Annotated in this window: 13 protein-coding genes and 2 pseudogenes; 11 read left to right on the forward strand and 4 right to left on the reverse strand. The window is 65.3% G+C overall.

The genetic code is table 11. The features are described 5' to 3' along the window. Positions 1–66 precede the first annotated feature (66 nt). On the reverse strand, positions 67–1,311 hold the full coding sequence (locus tag BSZ14_RS09825) for a sensor histidine kinase (RefSeq protein ID WP_076710764.1): 1,245 nt from the start codon (positions 1,309–1,311) through the stop codon (positions 67–69). A gap of 144 nt (positions 1,312–1,455) precedes the next feature. Here BSZ14_RS09825 and BSZ14_RS09830 point away from each other — a divergent pair, with 144 nt between their 5' ends. Genes BSZ14_RS09830 through BSZ14_RS09845 form a run of 4 tightly spaced genes read left to right on the forward strand, consistent with a single transcriptional unit; the run spans position 1,456 to position 4,061 of the window. Then, positions 1,456–1,923, forward strand: a complete 468-nt coding sequence (locus BSZ14_RS09830) for a hypothetical protein (RefSeq protein WP_076710765.1) — start codon at positions 1,456–1,458, stop codon at positions 1,921–1,923. A 4-nt stretch (positions 1,924–1,927) separates the two neighbouring features. Then, the gene (locus tag BSZ14_RS09835) at positions 1,928–2,206 is read left to right on the forward strand and encodes an HPr-rel-A system PqqD family peptide chaperone (protein WP_076710766.1); all 279 of its coding nucleotides are present in this window, start codon (positions 1,928–1,930) and stop codon (positions 2,204–2,206) included. After that, positions 2,203–3,048, forward strand: coding sequence for an HprK-related kinase A (locus tag BSZ14_RS09840; protein ID WP_076710767.1), 846 nt, complete (start codon positions 2,203–2,205; stop codon positions 3,046–3,048). The genes BSZ14_RS09835 and BSZ14_RS09840 overlap by 4 nt, the downstream gene beginning before the upstream one ends. A gap of 11 nt (positions 3,049–3,059) precedes the next feature. After that, positions 3,060–4,061, forward strand: coding sequence for a nucleotidyltransferase family protein (locus tag BSZ14_RS09845; protein ID WP_076710768.1), 1,002 nt, complete (start codon positions 3,060–3,062; stop codon positions 4,059–4,061). Here the strand turns inward: BSZ14_RS09845 and BSZ14_RS09850 are convergent. Next, positions 4,021–4,713 carry an HAD family hydrolase gene (locus BSZ14_RS09850; protein WP_076710769.1) on the reverse strand — a complete coding sequence of 231 codons (693 nt, stop codon included), beginning with the start codon at positions 4,711–4,713 and terminating at the stop codon, positions 4,021–4,023. The genes BSZ14_RS09845 and BSZ14_RS09850 overlap by 41 nt on opposite strands. 62 nt (positions 4,714–4,775) lie before the next feature. Here BSZ14_RS09850 and glmU point away from each other — a divergent pair, with 62 nt between their 5' ends. The 4 genes from glmU to BSZ14_RS09870 all read left to right on the forward strand — a co-directional run bounded on the left by glmU (position 4,776) and on the right by BSZ14_RS09870 (position 11,714). Beyond that, complete coding sequence (gene glmU, locus BSZ14_RS09855) at positions 4,776–6,140, forward strand: bifunctional UDP-N-acetylglucosamine diphosphorylase/glucosamine-1-phosphate N-acetyltransferase GlmU (RefSeq protein ID WP_076710770.1); 1,365 nt, start codon at positions 4,776–4,778, stop codon at positions 6,138–6,140. 7 nt (positions 6,141–6,147) lie between these two features. Then, a complete protein-coding gene (glmS, locus tag BSZ14_RS09860) occupies positions 6,148–7,971 on the forward strand; it encodes a glutamine--fructose-6-phosphate transaminase (isomerizing) (RefSeq protein ID WP_076710771.1) in 1,824 nt (607 codons plus the stop codon). A gap of 78 nt (positions 7,972–8,049) precedes the next feature. Beyond that, the gene (locus tag BSZ14_RS09865; RefSeq protein ID WP_076710782.1) at positions 8,050–9,927 is read left to right on the forward strand and encodes a putative bifunctional diguanylate cyclase/phosphodiesterase; all 1,878 of its coding nucleotides are present in this window, start codon (positions 8,050–8,052) and stop codon (positions 9,925–9,927) included. Positions 9,928–9,995: 68 nt separating this feature from the next. After that, positions 9,996–11,714: a sensor histidine kinase gene (locus BSZ14_RS09870; protein WP_206744337.1), complete on the forward strand. Its 1,719-nt coding sequence runs from the start codon at positions 9,996–9,998 to the stop codon at positions 11,712–11,714. A 7-nt stretch (positions 11,715–11,721) separates the two neighbouring features. Here the strand turns inward: BSZ14_RS09870 and dinB are convergent, their stop codons facing one another. Beyond that, positions 11,722–12,816, reverse strand: coding sequence for a DNA polymerase IV (gene dinB / locus BSZ14_RS09875; RefSeq protein WP_076710773.1), 1,095 nt, complete (start codon positions 12,814–12,816; stop codon positions 11,722–11,724). A 143-nt stretch (positions 12,817–12,959) separates the two neighbouring features. Between dinB and BSZ14_RS09880 the strand changes: the two are divergent. From BSZ14_RS09880 to BSZ14_RS09890, 3 genes and pseudogenes are all read left to right on the forward strand, one after another. After that, positions 12,960–13,178, forward strand: a pseudogene (locus BSZ14_RS09880) (IS481 family transposase); the annotation flags it as partial. 131 nt (positions 13,179–13,309) lie between these two features. After that, on the forward strand, positions 13,310–16,108 hold the full coding sequence (locus BSZ14_RS09885) for a TonB-dependent receptor (RefSeq protein ID WP_198930493.1): 2,799 nt from the start codon (positions 13,310–13,312) through the stop codon (positions 16,106–16,108). Positions 16,109–16,259: 151 nt separating this feature from the next. Next, the gene (locus BSZ14_RS09890; RefSeq protein WP_076710775.1) at positions 16,260–17,426 is read left to right on the forward strand and encodes a nucleotide sugar dehydrogenase; all 1,167 of its coding nucleotides are present in this window, start codon (positions 16,260–16,262) and stop codon (positions 17,424–17,426) included. 828 nt (positions 17,427–18,254) lie between these two features. Here the strand turns inward: BSZ14_RS09890 and BSZ14_RS09900 are convergent. After that, positions 18,255–18,718 (reverse strand): annotated as a pseudogene (locus BSZ14_RS09900) (TonB-dependent receptor); the annotation flags it as partial.

Consider the following 18,718-nt stretch of genomic DNA (forward strand, 5'->3'; position numbering starts at 1 on the left):
CCTTGGCAACACCGGAACGGGTGCGAACCGGCGCTGCCACGCTCGCCATACCTCCGTGTGACATTTTTATTGTATTTTTGTGACAGCGGTCTCGAAAGCGTTCTTTTCCGGTGGCTTCAATGCGGGCAGGCGGACCGTCACGGTCGTCCCGACGCCGACCTCGCTGACGATTTCCAGCTTTCCGCGGTGCCGTTCGACGATGTGCTTCACGATGGCGAGGCCCAGGCCCGTACCGCCTATGCTGCGGCTGCGCCCCGAGTCGACGCGATAGAAACGCTCGGTCAGGCGCGGCAAATGGCTGGCGGCGATGCCTTCGCCCCGATCGGCGACGCTCAGGCGCAGCATCGGCCCGTCGCGATCCAGCCTGACCCGCACCGGTGTATCGGCCTTTCCGTATTTCATCGCATTGCCGATCAGATTGTGCAGCATCTGCGACAATTGCGCACGGTCACCCGCAACCGGCGTGAGGTCGTCGGCCAGTTCGCAGGCAATATCGTCGGCCCTTGGCGAACCGGAGTCGAGGAACTCTTCCCACACCTGGTCGACCAGTTCGGCCATATCGACGGGCTGGGCGGGCAGGCGATATTTGTCCGCCTCGATCCGGCTGAGCGAGATCAGATCCTCGACCAGCCGCTGCATCCGCCGCGCCTCGTCGAACATCACCTTCAGGAAGCGCGCGCGAATTTCCGCATCCTCGCCTGCCTCGTCGCCCAGTGTTTCGATGAACCCCAGGATCGACGCCAGCGGTGTACGCAGCTCATGGCTGGCATTGGCCACGAAGTCGACGCGCATCCGCTCGGCCGCGTCATGGGCGGTCTGGTCGATCAGGTGGACGATGCGCTGGCCGCTCGTGGTATCGGCGACGCGCATTTCCCAGCGCTGTTCGAGCGACCCGAGCCCGACAAGCGAGATCGGATGATCGGGATCGGGCGCGCCTTCCTTGGTCAGCAGCCGCTCGGCGGCCGCCGGATGGCGGATGGCGATGCGGGCATCCTCGCCGACGATATGCGTGCCGAGCAGTCCGCGCGCCGAGCGATTGGCCAGGATCACCCGTCCGCCCTCGATCAGCAGAACCGGCTCGACGATCGCATCCAGCGCTTCTTCGAGCAAAGGGGAAAGGCCGTCATGGCCCTCTTCGGCGGTGACATCGTCCCCGGCTTCGGTCGGCACGCCCTCACTGGCGACCAAGGCGGCCGCGATCCCGCCGACCAGCGCAATGATCGCGGGCGCGGGGCCTGCCGTCAGGAACACAACGGCGGCAGCCACCACGACCACGACGATGGCCCATAAAGTGCGAATGCCGAATCCCATGGCATGTCGATGTAGCGGCGCACGCGCGCGCTGTCTGCAACGCTGAGTGGCGGACCTGCCCGGACCCGTCTTCCAATTTTGGGAAGCGACCGCGGTCGCACAGGTTCTTGTGACAAGACGACGAATATGGGAGATCGCTTCGTCATGGACGATACGCCCTCCAAACCCGGCCCCGCATCCGACTCCGCGCCCGAAGCGCAGGCCGATGCGACCGCCTCCAGCGTGACCAGCCGCCGGATGCTGATGCTGGGCGCGGTCGGGGCAAGCACGGTCATCGCCGTCCGCCCGGCGCTGGCCCAGACGACCGCCTCGGTGCTGAACTGTCAGATCCCCGTGCCCGGTCCGGGCGATGCGGGAAAGTACATCGACCGGAACGGCAATGTCGTCAATCCCGGGCCACTGGGACCGTTGGGGGCGCTGTTCGGCGGGCCTTACCCGCCACCGTCGCGACCCTTTACCGGTGAGGAAGTGCGCAATGCGCTGTACAAGGGCATGTCGCTGCCCGGCACCACTTATTATTCCAATGACGCCTATCTCAAATATATCAGGAAGTTGAGCGGCGGCCAGAGTGGCTATACCTGTTTCCTGTCCGTCCAGAACCCCAGGACCTGATCCCGTGGCCGATCCGCGCTACCGCGCGGCGGCAGCGGCTTTGCTGATCGTCGAGCCGCTGGATATCTTCACGGCCGTTTTCCACCGTCCCTCCGGCATCACCCATCTGCTGAACGAACCGGCGCCCCAGATATTGGAGGCGCTGGCCCGCGAACCTTTGGACAGGAATGCGCTGCTCGCCCGGCTGGCACGGAGTTACGATCTGGGTGACATAGACGGTACAGCCGTGATGGACGCCCGTCTGGGCGAACTGGAGGCGGCCGGACTGGTCGACCGGGCGTGAGGCATCAGATCATCTTGCGGGTCGGGCCAGTCGGCTTCCGGGTGGGGTCCGACTGGCAGGCGCCGATCGCAGCGCTGGATACGCTGTATCGCGACTATCCGCGATCCGAATTCGCCGACTACAACGTCCGGCTGGAGGCCGTATCGCCCTGGCGGCGCTGGGTGCGGCCATCCGTCCGGGTGGCTGGGGATTACTGGCTGGCTGACGCTTCGCCATTGCCGTTGGCGCAAGGGCTGCTGGCAGCCGAGATGGGCATGAACCTGCAGGTGGCGCTCGGGCATCGTCGCCACCTGCTGCTCCATGCCGCCGTGGTCGCCCGTGGGGATCGGGCGATCCTCATGAGCGGCGTGTCGGGGGCGGGCAAGTCGACACTGGCGTTGATGCTGTCGCAGCGGGGCTGGCGCTTCCTGGGCGACGAATTCGCGATGATCGATCCGGATACCGGGTTGGCATATCCCTTTCCCCGACCGGTCAGCCTGAAGAACGAGAGCCTTGCACTCATTCCCGAAGGCTATCGGGTCGGGCCTTTGCTCACGGGGACGCCTAAGGGCGATGTACGCCATGTCGCGCCACCTGCGGCCGCCGTTGCGGCCATGGAAGAACCCGCACAGCCTGCGCTGCTGATCTTTCCGCGCTTCGGTTTTCCTTCTGCCCTGAGCGGCCTGGCACCCACCGAAACCTTCATGCGATTGACCCAGGCATCGACCAATTATGTCGCCATGGGGGAGGCCGGGTTCCGGGCATTGACCCGGTTGCGGGCGCAGGTGCCGGCGGTGGCGCTCGATTATCCCGATGGCGAAGCGGGTGTCGCCGCCGTCGAAGCCCTTTGGGAGGCTCTGTGACGGCAGTCGATATGCTGGTCGCGCTGCTGCGTGATCCCGCGCAGGCGGCGATGGTCGATCTGGCGCATTGGACCGAGGTACTGGCCGTTGCGCGGGCGGAGACGCTGGCGGGAACCCTGGCGCACCGGCTGGACGGTATGCCGCTCCCCGCTATGGTCGACGGGGCGCTGACGGAAGCGCGCGTCGATGCCGCCGAAGCGCGACGGACGGCGCTGTGGGAGGCCAATCGCGTCGCAATGGCGCTGCGGCCGCTGGGGCACCCGGTCATCCTGCTGAAAGGCACCGCCTTCGCCGCCGCCGGGCTGGCAGCGGGGCAGGGGCGCGGCATCGGTGACTGCGACATCCTGCTGCCCAAGGCGCTGCTGGGCCATGCCGAAAAGCTGCTGATCGATGCCGGGTGGGAATGGATGAAGTCCGATCCCTATGACGATCTCTATTATCGCAAATGGATGCATGAGCTTCCCCCGCTGGTCCATGGCGAGCGGGGGCGGATGGTCGATGTGCATCACACCATCCTGCCGCCGACGGCGGGGCCGAAACCGGATGCGCAGGCACTGATCGCCGGTGCGGAGCCTTTGGAGGGAGGTTTGGCGATATTGTGCCATACGGACATGATCGTCCACGCGGCGACGCATCTGTTTGCCGACGGCGAACTGGCCGGTGGGCTGCGCAACCTGTGGGATATCCATGCGCTGATCGAGGAGCGGGGCATGCAGGGGCTGGACGCGCGGGCAGCGCATCATGGCCTGTCGTCCGCCGTCGATCGCGCATTGCGGTTGACCCATGCGCTTTATGGCACGTCCGTTCCGCCCCGGTGGCAAAGGCTGACCATGATCGATCGCCTTTACCGACGCCGCATGATTACGCGCGACGGATGGGGGCGAGAGCGGCAAAAGGCGTTGCGGATGGTCTTTTATATCCGCTCGCACCTTATTCGAATGCCGCTGCCGATGCTCATCCGGCATTTGTGGATCAAGTGGCGGAAGGGGAAAGCCGCGTCAGGGTCGGGATAAGCTCGCCATAGCTGTCGATGATCGCCCCTGCTCCCAACGCCTCGACCGGCTGGCTCAGGAACCCGAACGAGCAGGCGATTACCGGCAGCCCGGCCGCACGGGCGGCCTGAACATCGAAGATCGAATCGCCGACAAATGCGGCAGTCCCGCCGCCGCATTGCTTGACCAGCGCCTGGATGGGCTTGGGTGACGGTTTTGCGACGCCCAGCGTATCGCCGCCGATGATCGACGCGAACCGATCGGTCAGACCCAGTTCGCCCAGGATGGATCGTGCAAAGCGCTCCAGCTTGTTGGTCATGATGCCGAGCGTCACGCCGCGTGCAGCCAGTTCGTCCAGCGCTTCGATCGCGCCGGGAAAGGGCACGGTATGGACCGCCAGATGGGCCTCATAATAGTCGAGCAACAGGCGGTGCAGCCGATCCAGCGTCTCGGCATCATACCCGCCGGTTGCGTCCAGCCCGTGTTGCAACATTGCGCGGGCGCCGCCCCCGATCATCGGCTTAACCGCCTCGACGGTCAGCGGCGCACGTCCGATCGAGCCCAGTGCATGGTTGACGGCGGCGGTCAGGTCCCCGCTGGTATCCAAGAGCGTACCGTCCAGGTCGAAGCCGACAATGGAGAAGGGAAAACCATGCGATGAATTGGCGTCCATATTCGGTCCCGGTGCAGTCTCCAACTGGCCTTGACCGAAAATCCATGGCAGGCGCAACCGTCATGACGAGACCGATCGCCGCCATCATCCTCGCCGCGGGCAAGGGCACCCGCATGAAGTCGGACCTGCACAAGGTCCTCCACCCCATTGCCAGGCGGCCGATGCTGCTGCACCTGATCGACAGCGTGAAGGCCCTGTCGCCCGAACGCATGGTCGTGGTGACGGGCGCCGGGCGCGAACAGGTCGAGGCGGCGGTCGCCCCGCTGGGCGTCGCCACCGCGCTTCAGGCCGAGCAGCTGGGCACCGGCCATGCGGTCGCCCAGGCGCGCGAGGCGCTGGCCGATTTCGATGGCGACGTGCTGATCCTCTACGGCGACGTTCCTCTGGTCGAGGCGCGGACCATGCGCGCGATGATCGACCGGTTGGGCGAGGCCGACGCCCCCGCCGCTGTCGTGCTGGGCTTCCGTCCGGCCGATCCCGCCGCCTATGGCCGGGTGATCGCCGACCGGGGCGGGCGGATTGCCCGGATGGTGGAGTTCAAGGACGCCGATCCTGAAGAGCGCGCCGTAACCCTCTGCAATTCCGGTTTGATGGCGGTGCGGTCGAAGGATCTGTTCGGCCTGCTCGATCGGGTCGGGAACGACAATGCGGCGGGCGAATATTATCTGCCGGATATCGTGATGCTGGCGGCCGCCGATGGTCGCCATTCCGCCGTCATCGAGACCGGCGCGGGTGAGGTCGCAGGTGTCAATAGCCGCGGCGAACTGGCGGTGGTCGAGGGGGACTGGCAGGTTCGTCGTCGCGCCCGCGCCATGGCCGAGGGCGCGACCCTGATCGCGCCCGATACGGTCTGGTTCTCGCACGATACGCGGCTGGGCCGCGACGTGGTGATCGAGCCGCATGTCGTGTTCGGCCCAGGGGTGCATGTGGCCGACGGCGTGACCATCCACGCCTTCAGCCATTTGGAGGGCGCGACCGTCGCCACCGGCGCGGATATCGGCCCCTATGCCCGGCTTCGCCCCGGTGCGGATGTGCGCGAGGGCGCACGGGTCGGCAATTTCGTCGAGATGAAGAAGGCCGTGCTCGGCCCCGGCGCCAAGGCCAATCACCTGACCTATCTCGGCGACGCCGAGGTGGGCGCGGGTGCGAATATCGGCGCGGGCACCATCACCTGCAATTACGACGGCTTCCTGAAGTATCGGACGGTGATAGGCGAGGGCGCTTTTATCGGCTCCAACTCGGCACTGGTGGCTCCCGTCACGATCGGCGCGGGCGCGATCGTCGGCGCGGGTTCGGTGGTGACGAGCGACGTGGAGGCCGATGCCCTCGCGCTCGTCCGTGCCGGGCGGCAGACCAAGGCGGGTTGGGCCAAGCGTTTCAGAGACATGATGACGGCCAAGAAGGCCGCGAAAAAGACTGGGGAGTAAGTAGCTTATGTGCGGTATCGTAGGAATCCTGGGCGGAGATGACGTTGCCGAGCGCCTGCTCGACGGGCTGCGTCGCCTGGAATATCGGGGCTATGACTCCGCGGGCATCGCGACGATCGACCATGGCGAGATCGAGCGCCGCCGCGCCTCGGGCAAGCTGGTCAATCTGGCCAGGGAACTGGCCGCGCATCCGCTGCCCGGCTCCATCGGTATCGCGCATACGCGCTGGGCAACCCATGGCGGTCCGACGACCAACAACGCGCACCCCCACGCCACCGATCATGTCGCGGTCGTCCACAACGGCATCATCGAGAATTTCAAGGCGTTGCGTGACGAACTGATCGGCCGCGGCCGGGTCTTTACCAGCGAAACCGATACCGAGGTGGTCGCCCATCTGGTCAGCGAGAAGGTTGAACAGGGACTCGATCCCGTCGCCGCCGTCCGAGAGGTGCTGCCGCGCCTGCACGGCGCCTTCGCGCTCGCTATCCTATTCCGCGACCAGCCCGACATGCTGATCGGTGCGCGGCTCGGCTCGCCGCTGGTCGTCGGCTACGGCGAAGACGAGACCTATCTCGGCTCCGACGCGCTGGCGCTGGCGCCGCTGACCCAGCGCATCGCCTATCTGGACGAAGGGGACTGGGTCGTCTGCACCCGCGAGGGCGCGCAGGTCTATGACCGTGACAACAACCCCGTCGACAGGCCCGTTACCCTGTCGGGCGTCACCGGCGCCCTGATCGACAAGGGCAATCACCGCCACTTCATGCAGAAGGAAATCTACGAGCAGCCGATCGTCGTCGCCCAGACGCTGCGCTCGTATCTGCAGCGGCTGGAGGGCAAGGTCGCACTGCCCATTCCCGAGTTCGACCTGTCGGGTATCAAGCGCGTCACCATCGTCGCCTGCGGGACCAGCTTCTATGCAGGCATGGTCGCCAAATACTGGTTCGAGCAGTTTGCGCGCGTGCCCGTCGACCTCGATGTCGCGTCCGAATTCCGCTACCGCGCGCCCGTCATGGAGCCGGGCGGATTGATGATCGTCATCAGCCAGTCCGGGGAAACCGCCGACACGCTTGCCGCGCTTCGCCATGCCAAGAATGAGGGGCAGACGATCGCAGCGGTGGTCAACGTGCCGACCAGCTCGATGGCGCGCGAGGCCGATCTGCTGCTGCCGACCCATGCCGGGCCGGAGATCGGCGTCGCCTCGACAAAGGCCTTTACCTGCCAGCTCAGCGTGCTGGCCGCGCTCGCCGCCAATCTGGCCAAGGCCAAGGGGCGGCTGTCGGCCGACGAGGAAAGGCAGATCGTCCGTCACCTGGCCGAGGCGCCTGCCGCGATCAACGGTGCGCTGGCCTATGACGAGGCGATCGAGAGCATGGCGGGTGCCGTCGCCGGCGCGCGCGACGTGCTTTATCTGGGCCGTGGCACCGACTATCCGCTGGCGCTGGAAGGCGCGTTGAAGCTGAAGGAAATCAGCTATATCCACGCCGAAGGTTATGCGGCGGGCGAGATGAAACATGGTCCGATCGCGCTGATCGACGAGCATGTTCCCGTCATTGTCATCGCGCCGTCCGGCCCGTTGTTCGAAAAGACCGTCTCGAACATGCAGGAGGTTCAGGCGCGCGGTGGCAAGGTCATCCTGATCTCCGACTATGACGGGATCGAAGCGGCGGGGGACGGCTGCATCGCCACCATCACCATGCCTAAGGTCCACCCGCTGATCGCGCCGATCGTCTATGCGGTGCCGGTGCAACTGCTCGCCTATCATGTCGCAGTCGCCAAGGGCACCGATGTCGACCAGCCCCGCAATCTGGCAAAGAGCGTTACGGTCGAATAACTGACCATTTACGTCACTTTAAGCCTCTCTGGTTACCATCTGTCATTGTGTGAAGCAATGAAGACGGATGATAGCCGGATGCGTATTCTGATCGTCGATGACGAACCGGCGGTTCACGAGAGCTATGAGCTTTGCTTCTCGGAACGGAACGGAACGCTGGACGCGATGGCGGCCGAGCTGTTCGGTGAGGTAGCCGGAGAGGGCGACGACAACCTCGTCCTCGACCGGCATCATTGCCATCAAGGCCTGGAGGCGGTGGCCGCGGTCGAGCGAGCCAAGGCGGACGGTTCGCCGTTCGCGGTGGCGTTCATCGACATACGGATGCCGCCGGGCATCGACGGCCGCGAAACCGCACGACGTATCCGGGCGCTCGATCCCGAAATCCATATCGTCATCGTCACCGGATATTCCGATTTCTCTCCCGCCGAGATCGGCAAGGTGGCGGGGCCAGCCGACAAGATCTTCTACATCGCCAAGCCGTTCGAGGTGATCGAAGTCCAGCAGATGGCGCACGCGCTCTGTCGTCGCTGGGACAATGACCGCGAACTGGCGGCCGCCCGCGCGTTATTGGCTGCCCAGGTTGCGGCGCTGGAGGAAAAGACCGCCGAGCTGGAAGCGAATGAAAGCCGGGCGATGCACATCGCCATGCACGACGCCCTGACGGATGCGCCCAACCGCGTCGCTTTCCTGCGCGGCCTGACCGAGCGCGGGCGTCAGGGCGGTCCGTTCGTTACCGCCATGCTCGATCTCGACCGGTTCAAGCTGGTCAACGACACGCTTGGTCATCTTGCCGGGGACGAATTGATCCGCGAGGTTTGCGCGACGATCCAGGCCAACATGCCCGAGGGCGCGATGCTCGCCCGGCTGGGCGGCGACGAATTCGGAATCTTCTTCGATGCCGCGGACATTGATCTGGCCGTCGCCGCCTGTGACCGGATCGTGACCGCCTGCGCCTCGACTTTCAGCGTCTTCGGTCATGCGGTGCGTTGCGGCGCGTCGTGCGGCCTGGTGATGCGCCAGCCCGGCGGGGAACGCGACCCGACCGATCTCGTTCGCCAGGCCGACATGGCGCTGAACGAGGCCAAGCGTTCGGGGCGCGGCGCCGTTCGGGTATTCGATGCCAGCATGGACGAAGGCATTCGCGTCCGCCGCGAGATCGAGGCAGGCTTGAGCCACGCCATCGCACGCGACGAACTCAGCCTGGCCTACCAGCCGATCGTCGGTCGGGGCAGCCTGGACATTGTCGGGTTCGAGGCATTGGTCCGCTGGGGCACGCCCGAACGCGGTGCGATCAGCCCGGCGATCTTCATCCCGCTGGCTGAGGAAAGCACCCTGATCCATGACCTGGGTGACTGGATCCTCGATCATGCACTGGCTGAGCTTCAGCATTGGCCGGGGCAATATGTCTCGGTGAATTTCAGCCCGATCCAGTTCCGCCGCTCGCATTTCGTCGGGCACGTGATGGAAAGCGTGCGCCGAGCGGGTGTCGAGCCCCAGCGGGTTCAGATCGAGATCACCGAGACGGCCATCTTCGACGATGCCGAACATGCCGCACAGACCCTTTGCGAACTGCGCGCACTGGGCTTTCGTATCGCGCTCGACGACTTCGGCACGGGCTATTCCAGCCTCTACAATATCCGCAAATTCGCGCTGGACTGCCTGAAGATCGACCGCAGCTTCATCGATGGCATGGGGCGCGAGCGCGAGTCCGCGGCGATCGTGCATTCGATCATCCATCTCGGTCGGGCATTGGGCCTGGGCGTGATCGCCGAGGGTGTCGAGACGGAGTCCCAGGCGCAAGCGCTGCGTGTTGCAGGTGCCAGCCATCTCCAGGGTTTTCTCTTCTCCAAGCCGGTTCCGGCGACGGAGGCGCGCAAACTGGCCGAAATGAAATTCATGACGCTGTCGGGCGAGGTCGAAGCAACGGCGCCCATGATGGCAGGCGCACGGCGCTGAGGAAGCGAACCATCATGCGCTGGTGGCATGAACGGCGACGGCGGCCCCGATCGCTTCGTGAGACCATGGTGTCGCTTCTGACCCTGACCGGGATCGGCGGGGCGTTGGCGTTGGCCGTCCTGCTGACGCTGGTCATCTCGCCGGGCTTTGCCGAGCTGGAAGAGCGGGCGACGGATGGCTATCGCGGCCGGGCGCAGACGCTGTTGTCGGACTTCGCGGCGATAAACGAGGTCGCCGCGCGCGAACAGGCCAGTGCCGTCGCCTCGCACGGCATCGGGCCGACGGTGCCACCCCATGGCATCGTGTACCGGCGCGTGGCCGGCGAGGACGGCAACGTTCAGGGTCCTTCGACGAAAGAGGCGCGTCAGGCCGCTGCGGCACTGGATCGCCTGGAGCTTGAGGATCTGGTTAAACCAGGCGGCTCGACGCGTTTCTATCTGTCCGTCGACGGAAACATCCTGTCGGTGGGCGTGGCGGAAAGCCCGCAAGGCGATATCCAGGTCGCCGTGGCGCGGCGTCTGACCGGGCAGAATGTATCCCGCCTGCTCGGGCGGCCAGTGACCCTTTCCAGCGGCGCGGTAGCCAGCATCGCGACCGCCAGCCGCAGTACGCAGTTCATCGACATTGCCGTGCCCGTCTATGGACCCGAAGGGCGGCCGGTCGCCTCGGCCCGGTTCCAGGTTTCACGCGAGGTCGTGCTGCTTGGGCGTCGCGTTCTCCTCCTGGCGGCGGCGGCATCGATCCTCTTGCTCGTGTTGCTTCTGCTGATGCTGCGCCGGGCGCTGGGGCGGTTCGTCCTCGTCCCGCTCGATCGGGTCGAGCGGCATATGCAGCGGGTCCAGGCATCGGGCGCGCTGCTGCCGTTCGAGGACGAGCAGAGCCCATGCGAAGAGTTCGGATCGCTCGGGCGCAACTTCAATGCGATGCTCAGCCAGTTGAAGGACTTGCGCGAACGCAATGAAATCCAGAGCTTCGCGCTTGGCCGTTCGGAAAGCGCCGTTGCGGTCCTGCACAATGTCCGCAACGCGCTGGCGCCTCTGGCAACGATCCTCAGTCACGGCGTCGGACAACAGGACAGCGCCCGTCGCGATCTGGTTGACCGGGCGCTTGCCGAACTGGCGCAGGGAGAAATGGAGCCGGAAAGGCGCGCCAAGCTCGTCGCCTTCCTGTCGACCGCTTTCGACGCGGAGGCGCTGGCTCGCACCGAGGTCCGGCGGCAATTGGAAGTCGGCCGCGACGCGATGCGCCAGACGCTGGAGATCATCGGCGCGCAGCAGGCCCGGGCGCATGAGCGGCCCGCCCGCGAACGCTGCGACATCAGCGACATCGTGGCGCGGAACGCGACGATCGCACGCTACGCCCATGCCGTATCGATCAGCTTCACCTTTCCGGCGCACTCGGCCTATGTGGTGGCCAACCGCGTGATCCTGAGCCAGGTGATCGGCAACCTCTTTTCCAACGCGGTCGAAGCGATCGTCGCGACGGGGCGCAATCATGGTTCGATCACCGTCGACATTCCGCCGCCCAGCGAAGGACGGCTATCCGTCCGGATTATCGATGACGGCGAGGGGTTCGAGCCCGCCCAGGCGACGCGCCTGTTCCAGACCGGCTATTCGACCCGGACGGAGAAGTCCGGCGGGCTCGGACTACACTGGTGCGCCAATTCCATGGCGGGGATGGGCGGAGCACTTGAACTGCGCAGCGCGGGCCGGGGCACCGGCGCGGTGGCGATCCTGACGCTCGACGCGGATGGGGAAGGGGAGCGTCAGGTCGAATTGGCGGCCTGATCGCCTATCATAGCGGCAGTTCCGCCTGCGCCGGGCCGGACTGTACGCCGTCATCGTCGCGGGAAAGACCGGACAATGTCAGCCCCAGCAGACGGACGCCGAGCGCCACCGGCAGTTGCTGGTCCAACAGATCGAGCCCGACAGCCAGGAACTCGGCCCGGTCCTGGATCGGGTGATGCGCCGAGCGGGCTCGTGTGATGGTCCGGAAGTCGCTGTGGCGCAATTTCAATGTCACCGTGCGACCCGCAACGCCGCTCCGTTCGATCCGGGTCCAGGCGGCGTCGACCACGCGCTCCAGCGCGGCCCGCAGTCCGTCGCGATCAGACAAGTCGGACTCGAAGGTACGCTCGGCACCGACCGATTTGGCGATGCGATGGGCGCGAACCGGCCGATGGTCGATCCCGCGCGCGGCACCATAGAGGTAATCGGCGTGGCTGCCGAAATGGCGTTGCAGGAAATCCAGGGGTCGGTCGCGCAGATCCTGTCCGGTCAGGATACCCAGCGCCTCCATCTTGCCCGCCGTGACCGGGCCGACTCCGTGGAACCGCTTCACCGGCAATCCCGCGACAAAGGTCGCGCCGTGGGTCGGCGGGATGATGCATATGCCGTCGGGCTTGTTCTGGTCCGAAGCAAGCTTGGCGATGAACTTGTTGTAGCTGACCCCGGCCGAGGCGGTCAGCCCCGTCTCCGCGCGGATGGCTTCGCGAATGGCATTGGCGATGGCGGTGGCCGAGCCCAGTGCAGCCCGGTCTTCGGTGACGTCGAGATAGGCTTCGTCGAGCGACAGCGGCTCGATCAGCTCGGTATAGCGGGCGAAGATGGCGCGGATCTGTTGGGAAACCTCGCGATACACGTCGAACCGGGGCGGCACGAAGATCAGGTCCGGACACTTCCGCAAGGCCGTCACCGAAGGCATGGCCGACCGCACGCCGAACGTCCGCGCCTCATAGCTCGCCGCCGCCACGACACCCCTTGCGCGCGATCCACCTACCGCGACCGGACGTCCGAGCAGGGCGGGATCGTCGCGCTGCTCGACCGAGGCGTAGAAGGCGTCCATGTCGACATGGATGATCTTGCGGTTGGCTGGCGCTTGCTCCTGCATGATAGGCTATTGATTACAACATCTTGGATTGGCGGGCCGTTGGCTGGCGTGGAGCGAGGCTCCCCTTGGATTGCGGCATTGTGATTGCCCGACGATTGCTCCGAAGCTAGATGATGTGCAAGAACAAACCGCGAATTCGTATTCACATCGATATCGCCGAGGTCCAGACAGCGGAGGGCAAGCTCCAGCTATTCGTGACGATCGACCGGACCGGGAAGCTCACCTTCGTCGAGCTGCATCAGGAAATTGGCAAGATGATCGCAGCCCAGTTCCTGCGCAACCTGGTCTCAGCCATGCTCCACACCATTCATACCGTGCTGACGGACAATGGCATCCCGTTCACCAATCACGCCCATCACAAAAATAGATTGTGATACCACCGTCACCCAATCGTCATCGCCGTAACATCGCTTCGTAACAAACCCCGGCCACGGGAGCGGGAACGACCGGCGCCGGGGGGTGTCGGCACGACCAAGCGCCCAGGGGAAGCAACATGCACGCCATTCGTTCTGGCATCCGCGGTTTCGCGGGGGCCTCTCTCATCGCATTGGGCTTTGCCGCAAGCCCTGCGCTCGCCGCCATGAGCGATGCGAGCGCGACGGCGGGCGCGCCCGCTGCGGGGCCGATCCTGTCGGGGCGCATCTATGACGCGAACGGCGTCGCGCTGCCCGGCGCCCAGGTGGTGGTCGAGGGAACGGGGGCGCAAGCCACCACCAATCTCCAGGGCGAGTTCAGCATCGTCACGCCCGAAGCGGCTGGCGACATCACGCTGCTGGTTGATTATCTCGGTCGCCCGCCCGTCACCCGCATCGTGCCCGCGGCCGAGCGGGGGCGCCCGGTCTCGCTGACGCTGCCCGCCGCCAGCGGCGAGCCGGGCGATATCGTCGTCACCGGCGCCTCGCTGCTCGACAACACCGCCCGCGCGCTCAACCAGCAGCGGACCGCCGACAACACCGTCACCATCATCTCGTCGGATGCGATCGGTCGCTTCCCCGATCCCAACATCGCCGAGGCGCTCCAGCGCGCACCTGGCGTCGGCATCGAGCGTGATCAGGGCGAGGGACGCTATATCAACGTGCGCGGCGCGCCCAGCGAATGGTCGGCGGTGTCGGTCGACGGCATCCAGATCCCCTCGGTCGACCCGACGACGCGCGCGGTCGACCTGGATACGCTGCCGTCGGACATCGTCGCGAACCTGGAAGTCACCAAGTCGCTGCTGCCCTATCAGGATGCGGACTCGATCGCGGGCGCGGTGAACATCACGACGCGCTCGCCTTTCGACCGCAAGGGTTTCGCACTGACCGGCATGGCGGGGGCCAGCTACAACCAGTTCGGCAAGGGCAGTGACTATCGCGGATCGGCCGCGGTCAGCGACACGTTCGGCCCGGACCGCCAGTTCGGCCTGCTCTTCTCGGGCAGCTATTCGATGACCCATCGCCAGCCCGACAATGTCGAGAACACCTGGAGCCAGACGCCCGCCGGGCTTCGGGTCACCGAGACGCTGTTCAAGGATTACGACACCAAGCGCCAGCGGATCGCAGGGACGGGCGCGTTCGAGTGGCGCCCGTCGGACCAGACCCATGCCTGGGTGCGCGGCACCTATGCCCGGTTCGAGGATGACGAATTCCGCGACCGGATCGGCATATTGTGGAGCGACGGCACGCTGCAGGCGGGATCGACCGATCGCGCCGCGACCTGGCGCAACACCCGCATCGAAAAGCAGGTCCGCCACCGCAAGCAGGTGAACGAGATCTGGTCGGCGACCGCCGGCATCGAGCAGCGGTTGGGCGAGGGCACGATCCGCGCGGACGTGGCCTATAGCGAAAGCTCGCAAACCTATCCGCGCCGGGACGAGCTGTTGTTCCGCTCCACGCTGCGGCCAACTTTGTCCTATGATTTCAGCGATGCCGACCTGCCCAGCTATTCGCTGTTCACGACCAAGGAGCATCTCCAGCTCGGCACCTATGGGTTCCGCGAGAACGCCTATCGGTCGAACACGACCAAGAATGACGAACTGACGCTGGCGGTGCGTTCGGACATGCCGCTGGGCGATTTCGTCACCGTTTCGGGCGGCGGCAAATATCGCGAGCGGCATATCAATGCCGATGAGGAGCGGTTCCGCGATCGCCGCACCTCGGCCGCGCCGACGCAGAGCCTGGCCGGGCTGTTGTCCGATCAGGAATCGCGCAACTTCGGCTATGACCTGGGCAAGCGTTTCGACACCGGTCTGGCCGACGCCTATTTCGACGCGACCAAGGCCGCCTCGGAACGCCGCCTGCCGCAGTCGCTGACCGCCGACTACACCGCCGAGGAGAAGATTCTCGGCCTGTTCGGCATGGCGAAGTACGTCAAGGACGGCACGACCCTGATCGCGGGGTTGCGCGTCGAAACCACCGATTTCGAGAGTCAGGCGCCCAGCGTCTCGCGCACCGGCGCGGTGACGACGGCGCGCGGGCATAACGGCTATGCCGACTTCTTCCCCAACCTGACGCTGCGCCAAGCCTTCACGCCCAACCTGATCCTGCGCGGAGCGCTCAGTCGCGCGATCAACCGCCCCAATTTCCCGCAGATCGCGCCGCGCGTGCTGGAGACGTCCGAGGGCAATACGGTGCGTGTCGAGTTCGGCAATCCAGACCTGAAGCCGACCCTGTCGAACAATGTCGATGCGGGCCTGGAATATTACATCCGGCCGCTGGGCGTGATCTCGGTCAACGGCTTCTACAAGGACCTGTCCGACTATCGCTACACGCTGAACACGGTCGGCGTGTATAACGGCGTGGGCGGTGCGATCCTTAGCCGTCCGATCAATGCGCGCAAGGGCGAGCTGTACGGTGTCGAGCTGAACTGGCAGCAGCATCTGAACTTCCTGCCGGGCGTGCTGAGCGGCCTGGGCGTGTTCGCCAACTATACCTATACCAAGGGCAGCGCGACCTTCGACGCCGCCTATGGCGGGCGCAGCCGCTTCGCGCTGCCGGGCCAGTCGACGCATATGTGGAACGCCAGCGTCTTCTACGAGCGCGGGCCGGTCAATGTCCGGGTCGCCTATACCAAGCGTTCGGACTATCTGGACGAGATCAATGCCGACAACCCCGCGCTCGACCTCTATTGGGAGGGACGCGGCCAGCTCGACGTGACGGGCAGCGTGCAGCTGGCGCACGGCATCAACCTGTTCGCCGAGGGCAAGAACCTGACCAACACGCCGGGTGTGCGCTATTTCGGCGAACGGTTCCGGACCTATGAATATGAGAAATTCGGCTACACCCTGTTCGGGGGTGTGCGGGTCAAGCTGTAAGAGGGGGAAGGGGAGCCGGACGGGCCGCGTGCCGTCCGGTTCCTGCCACAGCATTTGCGATTGCCGCGCCGCTTGTGCATGGCGCTAGGGACATGTCGCAAATACAGGCTGACGGACGGACCGATGCGGCCTGCCCATCCGGGGATGTAGAATGAAGATCGCTGTTTTCGGCCTCGGCTATGTCGGAATGTCCAATGCGGTGCTGCTCGCCCAGCATAACCACGTCGTCGCGGTCGACATTTCCGCCGAGCGCGTGGCGATGGTCAATGCGCGTACCTCGCCGATCATTGATGCCGAATTGCAGGATTTCCTGACCGGCCGCACGCTGGACCTGACGGCGACGATCGACGCTCCGCACGCGCTGGCGGGCGCAGATTACGTGATCGTCGCCACGCCGACCAATTACGATGTCGACACCGACAGTTTCAATACCTCCTCGGTCGAGGCGGTCATCACCCTCGCCAAGACCCACGCGCCGCAAGCCACCGTGGTCGTCAAATCGACCATCCCGGTCGGCTTCGTCGACGATGTTCGCGCGCGGCTGGACACGAACCAGGTCGTCTTCAGCCCCGAATTCCTGCGCGAGGGCCGCGCGCTCTACGACAATCTCCACCCGTCGCGGATCATCGTCGGCGAACAGTCGGAGCGGGCGCGCATCTTCGCCGACCTGCTGGTCCAGGGCGCGGAGAAGCAGGACATCCCCGTCTTGTTCACCGGCACCCGCGAGGCCGAGGCGATCAAGCTGTTCGCCAACACCTATCTCGCGATGCGCGTCGCCTTCTTCAACGAACTCGACAGCTATGCGATCGCCGGGGACATGGACACGCGCCAGATCATCGAGGGCGTCGGCCTCGATCCGCGAATCGGCACGCATTACAATAATCCCAGCTTCGGTTATGGCGGCTATTGCCTGCCCAAGGACACCAAGCAGCTGCTCGCCAATTACACCAGCGTGCCGCAAAACCTGATCCGCGCGATCGTCGACGCCAATCGGACCCGCAAGGATTTCCTGGCCGACCGGATCATCGCCAAGAAGCCCAAACGCGTCGGCATCTTCCGCCTGACGATGAAGGCCGGGTCGGACAATTTCCGCCAGTCCTCGATCCAGGGCATCATGAAGCGGATCAAGGCCAAGGGGATCGAGGTCGTCGTCTTCGAGCCCAGCCTGGCCGAGGACAGCTTCTTCGGCTCGAAGGTTTACCGCGATCTAGCCGTATTCAAGCAGGATAGCGACGTGATCATCGCTAACCGCAACGATGCCGAACTGGCCGATGTCGCGGACAAGCTGTTCACCCGCGACATTTTCGGGTCTGACTGACCGATCGGCCCCCCGCGGAGCGGGAGGCCTTCCAATCGATACACTCCTCCCCTTCAGGGGTGGGGCGGTTCCACAAGCGTATCGCCCGGTAGAGAGGCCCCACCCCAACCCCTCCCCTGAAGGGAAGGGGCGCAGCTTCGCTCACGCCCGGTTTTCCATCACCGACAGATCCGCACCCGCTCCCAGCCGCGATATTCGGTCCAGCAGTGGCGATAGGGGCGGTACGGCCGATGATAGGGCCGATATCCATAGCCCGCATCGCGCCAGCCATAGCCTCCCTCGTACCCACCCCAGCGCGGCGGGGGAGGGGGCGGTGCGGGCGGCGGCGGTGGCGGCGGCGGAGGTCCCCAGCCCGGAGGCGGTGGAGGCGGGGGCGGACCCCATTCCTGCGCACTGGCATTGGCACTGAAGCCCAGCGTTGCGATCGCGAGCCCGGCGACAACAATACGCGTCACTTTCATGACTGGTCCCTCCATGCCCACCACCGGGCATGACACAGATTTATAACGACCTGTGCTTCAGGAGGCTGAACGCGGTTGTTCGCTGCCGTTCAGGAAGGGCTCGCCCAGCGTAACCGCTTACCCCGTCATTGCTTCGCTGCACTCGCATTGAAGGCCTAAATTTCCAACGGATTTTGTCATCTGACGGCCGAAGGCGTTCTCTAGATGAAACCGGGAAAGACCTCGGCAAACGGCCGGGCCTGGGCGCGTTGCTCGTCTGTCGGTTCGGGGCCATCGGACACGGCATCCACATCATCCTGGATGCCCGGCCTGTCCGCGTGCCCCATGTCCCTATCCATGCCGTTCGATCCTGTGCTCTTCGCAGTCCTCAAAACAGTTTCCGCACCCCCACGCGGACCGAGCGGCCGAGCGGATCGATATAGGCGGGCTGGAAGCGGTTGGGGGTCTGGCCGTTGAGGTCGGTGACGTTGATTCGGTCGTTCAGCAGATTCTCGACCGCGAAATCGACGTTCAGTCCCTTGGCCCAGGGTTTCTTGATGACATTCTCGAGCCGCACGAAACTGTAGAGGACCAGCCAGGTCCGCCCCGAAAAGCGCAGGTCGGAGGCGGCGATGTCGCTGCGGATGCGGGTCGGCCCCTGCAAGCGACCATACACCCCCAGGTTGAACACGCCGTAGGAGAAATGGCCGTTGAGATCGACGTCCCAGCGCGGCCGGCCGCCGGTGCCGTTGAGCGTCGCGCCGTCGAGCAGGTCGACGGCCGGGCCGGGTCTTCGCAGGGTCAGCCGATCCTCCAGCCGGTAATTGGTCGTCGCCGACAGCCATAGGGAGG

The organism is Sphingomonas sp. Sph1(2015), assembly GCF_001970915.1.
In the GTDB taxonomy this organism is placed as follows: domain Bacteria; phylum Pseudomonadota; class Alphaproteobacteria; order Sphingomonadales; family Sphingomonadaceae; genus Sphingomonas; species Sphingomonas parapaucimobilis.

Coding starts and splice junctions, on each gene's coding strand:
- BSZ14_RS09825 (WP_076710764.1), bottom strand. CDS start 1,311: ATGGGATTCGGCATTCGCACTTTATGGGCCATCGTCGTGGTCGTGGTG.
- BSZ14_RS09830 (WP_076710765.1), top strand. CDS start 1,456: ATGGACGATACGCCCTCCAAACCCGGCCCCGCATCCGACTCCGCGCCC.
- BSZ14_RS09845 (WP_076710768.1), top strand. CDS start 3,060: ATGCTGGTCGCGCTGCTGCGTGATCCCGCGCAGGCGGCGATGGTCGAT.
- BSZ14_RS09850 (WP_076710769.1), bottom strand. CDS start 4,713: ATGGACGCCAATTCATCGCATGGTTTTCCCTTCTCCATTGTCGGCTTC.
- glmU (WP_076710770.1), top strand. CDS start 4,776: ATGACGAGACCGATCGCCGCCATCATCCTCGCCGCGGGCAAGGGCACC.
- glmS (WP_076710771.1), top strand. CDS start 6,148: ATGTGCGGTATCGTAGGAATCCTGGGCGGAGATGACGTTGCCGAGCGC.
- BSZ14_RS09865 (WP_076710782.1), top strand. CDS start 8,050: ATGCGTATTCTGATCGTCGATGACGAACCGGCGGTTCACGAGAGCTAT.
- dinB (WP_076710773.1), bottom strand. CDS start 12,816: ATGCAGGAGCAAGCGCCAGCCAACCGCAAGATCATCCATGTCGACATG.
- BSZ14_RS09885 (WP_198930493.1), top strand. CDS start 13,310: ATGCACGCCATTCGTTCTGGCATCCGCGGTTTCGCGGGGGCCTCTCTC.
- BSZ14_RS09890 (WP_076710775.1), top strand. CDS start 16,260: ATGAAGATCGCTGTTTTCGGCCTCGGCTATGTCGGAATGTCCAATGCG.